9 protein-coding genes, 1 other RNA gene and 1 pseudogene are annotated in these 10,565 nt (G+C 69.4%); 4 read left to right on the forward strand and 7 right to left on the reverse strand.

What is annotated here, in order from left to right; genetic code table 11:
• Positions 1-134 precede the first annotated feature (134 nt).
• Positions 135-794, reverse strand: coding sequence for a peptide chain release factor H (gene prfH, locus ABT061_RS16725; protein ID WP_350917786.1), 660 nt, complete (start codon positions 792-794; stop codon positions 135-137).
• Positions 791-1,981 carry an RNA ligase RtcB family protein gene (locus tag ABT061_RS16730; RefSeq protein WP_350917789.1) on the reverse strand — a complete coding sequence of 397 codons (1,191 nt, stop codon included), beginning with the start codon at positions 1,979-1,981 and terminating at the stop codon, positions 791-793. The genes prfH and ABT061_RS16730 overlap by 4 nt, the downstream gene beginning before the upstream one ends.
• Before the next feature lie 572 nt (positions 1,982-2,553).
• On the opposite strand from ABT061_RS16730, the gene ABT061_RS16735 reads away from it, so the two are divergent.
• The gene (locus ABT061_RS16735) at positions 2,554-2,982 is read left to right on the forward strand and encodes an RICIN domain-containing protein (protein ID WP_345681519.1); all 429 of its coding nucleotides are present in this window, start codon (positions 2,554-2,556) and stop codon (positions 2,980-2,982) included.
• Between the two features lie 26 nt (positions 2,983-3,008).
• Here the strand turns inward: ABT061_RS16735 and ABT061_RS16740 are convergent.
• A pseudogene (locus tag ABT061_RS16740) lies at positions 3,009-4,021 on the reverse strand (IS5 family transposase).
• Positions 4,022-4,344: 323 nt separating this feature from the next.
• On the opposite strand from ABT061_RS16740, the gene ABT061_RS16745 reads away from it, so the two are divergent.
• Positions 4,345-4,806, forward strand: coding sequence for a helix-turn-helix domain-containing protein (locus tag ABT061_RS16745; protein WP_350917793.1), 462 nt, complete (start codon positions 4,345-4,347; stop codon positions 4,804-4,806).
• Positions 4,807-4,976: 170 nt separating this feature from the next.
• On the opposite strand, the gene rnpB is transcribed toward ABT061_RS16745, so the two are convergent.
• The 4 genes from rnpB to ABT061_RS16765 all read right to left on the reverse strand — a co-directional run bounded on the left by rnpB (position 4,977) and on the right by ABT061_RS16765 (position 8,523).
• Positions 4,977-5,371: RNase P RNA component class A (gene rnpB, locus ABT061_RS16750), an RNA gene on the reverse strand.
• Between the two features lie 295 nt (positions 5,372-5,666).
• A complete protein-coding gene (locus ABT061_RS16755; protein ID WP_350917796.1) occupies positions 5,667-6,956 on the reverse strand; it encodes a bifunctional RNase H/acid phosphatase in 1,290 nt (429 codons plus the stop codon).
• Positions 6,953-7,693, reverse strand: a complete 741-nt coding sequence (locus ABT061_RS16760) for a zinc ribbon domain-containing protein (protein WP_350917799.1) — start codon at positions 7,691-7,693, stop codon at positions 6,953-6,955. Before ABT061_RS16760 ends, ABT061_RS16755 begins: the two co-directional genes overlap by 4 nt.
• Positions 7,690-8,523: a Nif3-like dinuclear metal center hexameric protein gene (locus tag ABT061_RS16765; RefSeq protein WP_350917802.1), complete on the reverse strand. Its 834-nt coding sequence runs from the start codon at positions 8,521-8,523 to the stop codon at positions 7,690-7,692. Before ABT061_RS16765 ends, ABT061_RS16760 begins: the two co-directional genes overlap by 4 nt.
• Before the next feature lie 241 nt (positions 8,524-8,764).
• Between ABT061_RS16765 and ABT061_RS16770 the strand changes: the two genes are divergently transcribed.
• Both ABT061_RS16770 and ABT061_RS16775 read left to right on the forward strand, forming a co-directional pair.
• A complete protein-coding gene (locus ABT061_RS16770; protein WP_350917805.1) occupies positions 8,765-10,204 on the forward strand; it encodes a flavin-containing monooxygenase in 1,440 nt (479 codons plus the stop codon).
• An 83-nt stretch (positions 10,205-10,287) separates the two neighbouring features.
• Positions 10,288-10,565, forward strand: a 278-nt coding sequence (locus ABT061_RS16775) for a membrane dipeptidase (RefSeq protein WP_350917808.1), incomplete at its 3' end; no start/stop codon positions are given.

Genomic DNA, 10,565 nt, shown 5'->3' on the forward strand with positions numbered 1-10,565 from the left:
GAGCTTGACGACGGCGTCCATGCCTCTCATCCGCTCGATTCAGGTGCGAAGCTCAGCCTTGATCTCGCGGATCACGTCCCTGTCGCGGCGCACTCACCCAGGAAGCAACGGTCGCATAATGGTCGGGTGGACTGTCACGGTCGTCGGCGCGTCTGCTCCTGCGAAGCCAGGTCCTGCTTCGGCATTTCCGAGCGTTCGACGCGGGTGGGGTTGCCGCGTACGAGCTCATCGTGGACGCGCCAGCGGGCGGTGGTGACGGCGCGCCCTGCCATCTCGTCGCCGTCCTCGATGCGCTGTCGCAGCAGCCGCATGGCGATGCGACGGTTGAGGCTGAACTGCCGCTCGGTGTCGACCACGACGACGATCCCCGAGGGCCGATGGGTCGCCCGTACCGCCGTACTGGCCTTGTTTCGGTGTTGACCGCCGGGGCCGCCGGTGCGGCAGGCGGCGATGTCGACGTCCGCCTCCGCGAACGTCGTGCGCGGGGTGTCGACCTGGCACGGTTGGGCGATGACGTACCAGTTCTTTCGGCCGGTGTTGGTCCGGTACGGGCTGGGGGCCTGCCAGCACAGGGTTCCGGTCCACGAGGCGGCGAACGCCTCGGCACCGGCTCCTGCGATCTGGATCAGGACCGACCGGTAGGTATCGGGCCGGTCGCCGGGAACGGTCTGGGCCCGATGGGTCTCCAGGTTCTGCCGGGTGGCGTCGGCTTCCAGGCGGCGCAGCAGCCGGGCCAGCGCCCAGGCGCACTCCTGCGGGCCACGCCCGGCCGACAGGAGCAGGTGGACGCTCACTGCCGGCCTCGCTTGCGGCGCTGGTCCCGCTGGGGCGTGGACCCGAGGTCGGGCGTCTTGTAGGTGACCAGAGGGACCGTGGTGGCCACGGGCGTGGCCAGGTCATGGTCGACGAGGTCGGCGATCACCTGCTCGATGCGCTTGTAGGCCGTCGGCGCCTCCTCGAAGAGCAGTTGGCGGTCTCCGCACACCACCAGCGAGCCCACCGGCGTGCGGCGCAGTTCCTCGACCGTGTGCTTGGCCCGGCCCCGGCGCAGGGCGTCCGCACGCGACATCTTGCGGCCCGCGCCGTGCGCGACGGAATGGTTGGCGTCAGGCCCGGCGTGGGCGGCCACGAGGTAGGAGGGGGTGCCTCGCGTACCGGCGATGAGCACGTCGCGGCCGTCACCCGGCGCCGCCCCCTTGCGGTGCAGGTAGACCCCGTCGCGGACCTCGACCAGGTTGTGGCACTGGTCGACGAGCGGCTCGGCGGACTCGGCCCCCAGGGCATGGGCGACCCGGGCGGCCATCAACCGCCGGTTGAGCGATCCCCAGCGTACGGCGTCGTCATGCATCGCCAGGTAGGCGCCGGGATCAGGGGCGGGGCCCGCGCCGTGGACCGCGGTATGCGCCCGCAGGATCCGTTCGCCCAGCCCTCGGGAACCGCTGTGGACGATGAGAACCAGGTCGCCGTCAGCGAGTCCGAGACGGCTCGCGTGGCCCGGCTCGAAGACGGTCCCGATCCGCGCCAGCTCGACGAAATGATTGCCCCGGCCGACCGTCCCGAGGCCCTCGACGTGACCGGCGGGGATATCGCCCTTCACAACGGCCCAGGCCGGGTCGTCGGCATCTTGCTCGGGATCCAGCGCGCGATCGAGGTCGGGGAAGCGGGCGGCGAGCTTCTCGGGTACGGCGCGCTTGAGCTTCATGGGGAACACGGCGATGCCGCAACCGATGTCGGAGCCCACCAGGAACGGGTACAGCACGGTCGATGCCATGGCGGCGCCGATGGGGGCGCCCTTGCCAGGGTGCAGATCTGGCATCGCGGCGACGTGCATCATGCCGTCGAGGGCAGCCACCTGGTGGCACTGCGCGAGGGCGTCGGACTCGATCCAGCTCGCGGAGGAGGCGAACACGGTGACGGCGGCCGGCCCCATGGCCGTGGTGGACGACAGTGGGGACTCCTGCCGGGAGTGTTGCTGAGACAAAAAGGCTCTCTTCCCTCAAAGGGGTATGGGTTGACAGCATTGCGGGGCGCGTCGGCGCCGTGGCATCTCGGAGTGGCGGGGTGCTGTCCGTCAGAGCGTCATGGACACCACGTTCCCTGAGCCCACCACGCGAGGCAAGCGGTTTTCGGTCGTACGGGCCTGTATGCCTGCACTCACCGCCATCTCATGACGTGTGCATTGCCGCGGTCGACACGCTGGAGAACACAGCGGATGCGTGCACTCTCATGCCGCGACCTCATGGTTAAGTCGCGCCGGCGGAAGGCGTCGACTCGTACCGCTAGAGCCTGTACGGAGTTCGGATCTCTAGGCTGGCCGGAGGCTTCGGACCCATAGGACGGCCCCGCGTACACTCCGCCACCTGGAGGCTGGGGACACGTTCGTGAGCGGAGGGCCAACCAGGAAGGGTGGTCGACGGGCTACCGCCGCCTTCCTGCAGCGGGAACCCTGTCCGGAAGCGGTCACGGCCGAAGGGTGATTTCCCGTGCGTAATCGTCTCTTATGGAGACAAGGCGGCGCACCGCCACCTACCGCTCCAGTTCGAGAGGCCCCCCATGGACATCCCGGCCCGAGCCACCCTGATCAACAAGAAGTCCGGGCTCGCCCTCGACATCAAGGAATGCGACATGTCCGACGGTGGCTGGGTGATCCAGTGGACCCCCCACGGCCGGACCAACCAGATCTTCCACCTGGAACCCGCCGATGGCGGCTACAAGTTCATCGCCGAACACTCCGGCAAGGCCCTGGACGTCAGCGTGGCGAACCAGAACTCCGACTTCGCGATGCAGTGGGGCATCAATGGCAGCCCCAGCCAGATCTGGTACCTCAAGGAGCACGAGGCGGGCGTCTACCGGCTCATCGCCAAGCACTCAGGCAAGGTGCTGGCAGTCGCAAACGCCTCCACCGACCCGGGCGCGCGCGTGGTGCAGTTCGAACCAGGTCATGACGAGAACGAACTCTGGCTACTCAAGGCCGTTCCCTAGCTAGGGGCTGTTTGAAGTTCGGATCATCATGTGGTTGAGGTGAGGAGTCTTAACCACATGATCGAGCCCCGGAGGTAGAGTCCGGCCTCGTAGCTCTCCGGGGCTTTGTCGTAGCGGGTCGCCAGGCCACGCCAGGTCTTGATCTTCTGGAAGCAGCGTTCGACAGTGTTGCGCTGCCGGTAGCGCTCCGGATCGAACGTGACGGGCCGCCCACCGGCCGCCCCCTTCTTCTTCCGGTTGGCTTGCTGGTCACTCTTCTCCGGGATGACCGCGCTGATCCCACGGCGACGCAGATAGGCCCGGTTGGCCTTGGAGGAGTAGGCCTTGCCCGCGGCCACCGCGGCAGGGCGAGTCCGGGGCCGGCCCACCGGCCCGGTCACGCGGATCTCGTCCAGGACGGTGGTGAACTGCGGGCAGTCAGCGGCCTGCCCAGGCGTGAGCACGAAAACCAGCGGCAACCCCGCGCTATCGGCCACGGCATGGATCTTGCTGCTCAGTCCGCCTCGGGATCGGCCGAGCGCGGCCGCCTCCGCCCGAGCTTCACGGCGTCGCCGGATGGCGGCGCGATCGTCCGCCTGTGGCGCGTCGGCATCGGGTGGGGCCTGCGGCGCGTCACCCGCAGCACCGGCGGCTGCTCGGGAAGCGGAGCCCCCTTTTCCTCGGTCAGCGCCTGCTCCAGCGCGTCCAGGGTTTCCCCGGCGACCGCCAGCCCGGCCGAGTCCTGATGCGCCCGCACGATCGTGGAGTCCACGCTGACCAGTTCCAGCCCGACCTGTCCTCGCGATGCGGCCTCGGCGATCAGCGCGTCCATCAGGCCCTGGAACACGCCGGCTTTGGCCCAGGAGTTGAACCGGGAGTAGACGGTGGACCAAGACCCGTAGCGTTCCGGGACGTCACGCCAGCTGGACCCGGTGCGAAACCGCCACAAGATCCCGTTGAACTGGTCGCGCACCCGCCGTGGCAGCGGCCCGGTCGCCGCCAGCGGCAGCTGCGGCTCGATCAAAGCCCACTCGGCATCGGTCACATCAAAGCGCGCCACATCCGAGTTCTACCAGTCACGGCAGCTAACCACCGATCCTCATCTAGATCCGAACTTCAAACAGCTCCTAATGGCTGAGTTGCTGGTGACGACCTGGCGAAACATCTCCAAGATCGTCCCGCGCTTGTTCCGTGACCTTTGACCTACGGCTGCATATGACGGCAATCGGCTACATGTGATCGTTAAAAGGGGGTGGGCTGAGCCCCAGGTCAAGAGCTACTGAGGTTGAAGCCCGGGGGTTAGATCATCGACGGTGATTTATGACTGTTGGATGACCTCGTGTTCGGTATGCCGGAGTTATGAGGTATCCAGAAGGCGGTGGATTGACCGCCAAAGACCGAGCGCGACGTGAGGCGGTGCGACTGTGCGCGGCTGAGATGTTCGCGCAGGGGATGTCGCAAGCCGAGGTGGCTCGACAGTTGCGGGTTTCGCCGATGTCGGCCAGCCGCTGGTATCGCGCTTGGCAAGCCGGGGGAACCGCGGCGCCGGCCTCCAAGGGAGCGGCCGGATGGCCGTGCCGGCTGAGCGAGGAACAGCGGGAGCGGCTGGACGCCGAATTGACGGCCGGGCCGTCCGCGCGGCATCGCCGAGGCGGGGGTGAGCTGGACGTGACCGCGCTCCCGCTGATCATCGGCCTCGTGCTCGGCGTGGCCCTGTTCGTCGGCTACGTGTTCGTCCTGATCGGGATGCGCCAGGAGGACCGGCGGATGCGCCTGGGCGATACCCCGCCGAGCCGGGCAGCGGGTCTGGCCCGGCGGGTGACCGGCTGCCACGTCCGGGGATGACCCCGCTACCGACGGTCGGCCAACGTCGACTCGACCCGCGCGAGCCGCTCCGACAGATCCCGGATCGTGGCGCGAATCTCGGTGAGGTCATCGGAGGCCGGTGAGGTCGGCGCGGCCGACACTGGCCCCACCGAAGACGAGAGCGTCCAACCGTGACGTTGAGGACAGGGCGGACGAGTCGGCCTGTAGGCCGGGTTTTGTTCCTCACTTGCGTGAGGAGGCGACCATCCATCTAGGGCCGACGTTGCCGGCGGCCTCAAGCGGTCTACCCGCGCGGCTCGGGCGGGCAGCCCTCAAACGTCGCGCGCGGGGCGCTCCGGAGAGCGCCCCTTCTTGACCTTGCTCCGGGTGGGGTTTACCGAGCCGCCCACGTCACCGTGGGCGCTGGTGGTCTCTTACACCACCGTTTCACCCTTACCTCCCCGCGAGGGGAGGCGGTCTGTTCTCTGTGGCACTGTCCCGCGGGTCACCCCGGGTCGGCGTTACCGACCACCCTGCCCTGTGGAGCCCGGACCTTCCTCGGCGGGTCTCCGAAGAGACCCGACGCGGCCGCCCGGCCGGCTCGTCCGCCGTGTTCCAAGCCTAACGGGTCCCAAGTGGGCTCCAACCGAACGGCAAGTCATCTGCGCTGAAATATGAATCAAGCGGGACGGGACAGACGAGCGTCAGGGGAAAACGATGAGAGCAAGGATGGCCGGTCCCGCGCGCTGCCGGGATCCGTACCGGTGTGATGGGATACGGCCATCACACCGGGTGTGGACGCGCGCACCGATGCGGGAGGCGGGTGTCGGCCGTCTCCCGCATCGGGCCCGATCGTCGGCCGGAGGCCCGGCACCGTACCGCCACCCGAAACCGCCGGTTCAGCGCAGGTGGGAGGTGTCGTTGAACGCCTTCACCACCGCCGGACCGTCGGCGTAGTACTCGATCAGGGACAGGGCTGACAGGTCGAGATGCATGCGATACAGCGCGCTGAGGGGAGCGAGCAGCGCGAATCGCAGCAGCATCTTGATCGGCGTGACGTGGGAAACGGCGAGGATCGTCTTGCCCTCGTAGCGCTCGATCAGCAGGTCCCCGGTCGCCTGGACCCGCCGCGCCGCCTCCCCGAAACTCTCCCCACCCGGCGGCGCGGCGGACGGGTCCGCCAGCCACGCGGCGAGCTCGTCCGGCCAGCGACGCTGGATCTCGGTGAACGTGTGGCCCTCCCAGTCGCCGAAGTCGGTCTCCCGCAGCCCCTCCTCGACGACGACCTCAAGACCGGTCCTGGCCGCGACGATCTCCGCGGTGGCACGGGCGCGCCTCAGCGGTGAGCTGACGATCACCTGGATGCCGTACGACTCCCCCGCCAGCTTGGCGGCGGCGGCCTCGCCCTGGGCTATGCCGTTGGGCGTGAGTTCGGGATCGCCGAGCCCGGAGAACCTGCGCTCGACGGAGAGCGGCGTCTCACCGTGCCGGAGCAGGTACAGCGAGGTCGCGACCGAGGTGGGCGAGCGCCAGCCGGTGCCGCGCCCGGTGGACATGGCCGTCCGTTCCGCCGGCTCCCGGGTGACGACACCACCACCGAAATCACCGGCGCCGAGGTCATCGGTGTCGAAGAGGAGAAGGTCCTCGGCGGGGCCCCCACCGGTGCGGGTGGCGGCGGCACCACTCCCGGCGGCACCGCTCCCGGAGACAGCGGTCCCGGAGGCGCCGATCGCTCCCCCGGCGGGAGAGGAGGAAGCCGAGGCGGTCCAGGTGCGGCCCTTGGCCGCGGCGTCCATGGCCTCGTTGGCCAGGCGGTCGGCGTCCTTGTTCTTCTCGCGCGGGATCCAGCGCCAGGTCACCCGGAGGCGCCTGGCAAGGGCCGCGGCCTGTAGGGCGAGCGGGCGCAGGCCCTCGTTCTTGACCTTCCACCGGCCGGCCATCTGCTCGATGACCAGCTTGGAGTCCATCCGGACCTCGACCTTCGCACCGTCTCCGGCCAGGGCCAGCAAGCTGGTCAGGCCGGCGATGAGCCCGCGGTACTCGGCGACGTTGTTGGTCTGGGTGCCGATCGACTCGGCCGTCTCGGCCAGCACCTGGCCGTCGGCGGCGTCCTTGACGACGGCGCCGTAGCCGGCCGGCCCGGGGTTGCCCCGCGAGCCGCCGTCGGCCTCCACAACGTACGAGGTCACAGGCCGGACTCCGCGGTGCGGACCAGGATCCGGCGGCACTCCTCACAACGGATGACCTCGTCGTGGGAGGCGGCCTTGATCCGGTTGATCTCGGCGATGGACAGGCTGGTGCGGCAGCCGAGGCAGCGGCCGCCCTGGAGCATCGCGGCGCCCACCCCGAACTGCTCCCTGAGCTTGCCGTAGAGGGCGAGCAGGTCGGCCGGGATGTCCTTCTCGACCTCGGCCCGCCTGCGCTGGACCTCGTCCTTCTCCTTGTCGATCTCGGCGAAGACCGTGTCCCTGCGGTCCTCGGCGACGCCGCGGGTGCCCGTGAGCTCGTCGCGCTCGGCCACCAGCTTGGCGACCTGCGCGTCCGCCGCCTCGCGGCGCTCCATGATCTCCAGCACCACGTCCTCCAGGTCGCCCTGCCGGCGCGTCAGGGAGGCGATCTCCGACTGGAGGCTGGCCAGGTCCTTCGGCGAGGAGACCTGTCCGGAGTCGAGGCGCTTCTGGTCGCGTTCGGCGCGGATGCGGACCGAGTCGACGTCGGCCTCGGCCTTGGTCTGCTCGCGGGCGAGGTCGCCGGACTCGGTCTCGGCGGCGATCACCTGGGTCGCGATGCGGGCGACCCGAGCGGAGAGCTCGTCGATCTGGGCCAGTTCGGGCAGGGTACGGCGACGGTGGGCCAGCCGGTCGAGGGCGGAGTCGAGTTCGGCCAGGTCAAGCAGACGCTTCTGGGCCGCAGGGGCTGCTTTCACGTGAAATCCTCGCACTTTGCTGTTGTTTTCCAGGCGTCCGTGACCGTCTCGGAAACGCGCGTCTCAACAGTAATCCCCCTGGCGGCCGATGCGGACGCCAGATGGTGCGCCGCGTCGGCGAGCCACGGCCACTCGGTGGCCCAGTGGGCGGCGTCGATCAGCGCGGGGCCGTCGGCCTCCATGAACTCGCTCGCCGGGTGGTGGCGCAGGTCCGCGGTGAGGAAGACGTCGACCCCGGCGGCGCGGGCCACCCCGAGCAGGGAGTCTCCGGACCCTCCGCTGACCGCGATCCGCTGGACGGGGCGACCGGGGTCTCCGGCGACCCGCAGGCCGCCCGCCGTGGCGGGAAGCCCGCGCGCGGCCTGCCGGGCGAACTCGGCGAGGGGGACGGGGGCGGGCAGCGAGCCGATCCGGCCCAGGCCGCGCCTGGGGTCGTCGGCCGCGGGCATGAGCGGGACGAGCGGGCCGGTCAGGCCGACGGCGCGGGCGAGCGCGTCGGAGACGCCGGGATCGGCGACGTCGGCGTTGGTGTGGGCGGTGAAGAGCGCGACATCGTTCTTGATCAGCTTGTGGATCAGGCGGCCCTTGAAGGTGGTGGCCGCGACGCTCGTGGTGCCGCGCAGGTAGAGCGGGTGGTGGGTGACGATGAGGTCGGCGCCCCAGTCGAGGGCCTCGTCGGCGACGGCGGCCACCGGGTCGACCGCGAACAGGATCCTGCGCACCTCCGCGGCTGGGTCTCCGCAGACGAGTCCGACCGCGTCCCACGACTCCGCCCAGCGTGGGTCGTAGCGGGATTCCAACTCTGTGACGATGTCGGCAAGCGTAGGCACCCGCGCAGACTATCGGCCTATTCCCCGGCGCGAACGGATCACCTAATGTAAGCGGATACTGACCCCATGGGGGAGCAGCGGATTCCAGTATTTATTCCAGTATTTGTCGCATATGAAGAGGTGTGGAGTTGGGGAGACGTGGACGCAGGCGGCAGCTGGAGCTTGAGGACGTCCACCGGCGCCTGATCCTTGCCGGCATCGGGGACCGCTGCCGTGACAACACCGACCGGGAGGCGTACGCATGAGTCCGAAGATCGCGATCATCGGCGCCGGATTCGGCGGGCTGTGCATGGCCATCCAGCTGGAGAAGGCCGGCATCCGCTCGTACACGATCTTCGAGAAGGGGGACAACGTCGGGGGCACCTGGCGCGACAACACCTATCCGGGGGCGGGCTGCGACATCCCCTCGCACCTGTACTCCTTCTCCTTCGAGAAGTACTCCAGCTGGACGCGCCGCTTTCCCGAGCAGCCGGAGATCCTGGGCTACCTGGAGAGGTGCGCCGACAAGTACGGCGTGCGCCCCCACCTCCGGCTGAACACCGCGGTCGTCGCCGCCGTCTTCGAGGAGTCGCTGGGGAAGTGGCGGGTCCGCACCGCGGCCGGGGAGGAGCTGTTCGACGTGCTGGTGTCGGCCGTGGGACAGCTCAACCAGCCCCGCTTGCCCGACATTCCGGGAATGTCAACGTTTAATGGCGCGGCTTTCCACTCCGCCCGCTGGGACCATTCCGTCGATCTGACCGGCCGGCGGGTGGCCGTGATCGGCAGCGGGTCCTCGGCGGCGCAGCTGATCCCGAAGGTCGCCGAGGTAGCCGATCACCTGGACGTCTTCCAGCGGACCCCCAACTGGGTGATCCCCAAGGCGGACGCCGTCTTCGGCCCCGGCGCCAGGGCCGCCTTCCGTTACGTGCCGTTCCTGCAGCGCGCCTACCGCGAGTGGATCTACCGGTACGCGGAGATCGCCCTCTACCCGGCCCTGGCCGGAGGCTGGAGCTCCGATCCGCTCCGCAAGCGCGCCCTGGAACACCTGCACGACCAGGTCCCCGACCCGGTGCTGCGGGCCAAGCTGACCCCGGACTACCCGGTCGGCTGCAAGCGGATCGTCGCCGACAGCAAGTTCTATCCCGCGCTGACCCGCCCCAACGTGGACGTCGTCACCGATCGGATCACCCGGATCGTCCCCGGCGGTGTGGAGACCGCCGCCGGACTCCACGAGGCCGACGCGATCGTTTACGCGACCGGCTTCGAGACCTCCGACTTCCTGGTTCCCATCCAGGTCACCGGGCGCGGCGGCCGGCACCTGGCCGAGGAGTGGAAGGACGGCGCGGAGGCGTACCTGGGCATCGCCGTGCCGCACTTCCCCAACCTGTTCCTGCTGTACGGCCCCAACACCAACCTCGGCCACAGCTCGATCGTCTTCATGATCGAGTGCCAGGTCCGGTACATCATGGGCTGTCTGCCGCAGCTGACCGCGCGCGGGCCGATGGAGGTCAGGCCGGAGAAGATGGCCACCTGGCGGCAGAGCCTGGAGGCGGCCATGGAGCGCATGGTCTGGCAGGCGGGCTGCACGAGCTGGTACAAGAACGCGGCCGGCCGGGTGACCAACAACTGGCCGGGCACGACGGCCGCCTACCGTCGCATCACCGGCGCCCCGGACCCGGACGCCTTCCACTTCACGCGCTGACCCACGCTCCCTCGCGAGGCACGGGGGACGAAGTGCCGATACCGTCGTGGTGAACGAGAGCCGTACACGCAGAAGGGCCCGCCGTGTCCGCCGACCTCCACCGCGACTCCGTGGTCGCCGATACCCACAACGACCTGCTGATGGCCGTCACCGCCAGACCTCCTCGGCGGTGGGCGTCGTTCTTCCGCGAGCGCTGGCTGCCGCAGCTGCGCGAAGGCGGGGTGAACCTCCAGGTGCTGCCGGTCTTCATCGACGAGCAGTACCGGCCCGAGGGCGCGCTCCGGCAGACACTGCGCATGATCGAGTGCGCCCACGTGCTGGCCGAGGGCAACGCCGACGCCGTACGGCTCTGCCTGGACGG

The organism is Streptosporangium sp. NPDC002544 (genome assembly GCF_040295965.1).
GTDB lineage: Bacteria > Actinomycetota > Actinomycetes > Streptosporangiales > Streptosporangiaceae > Streptosporangium.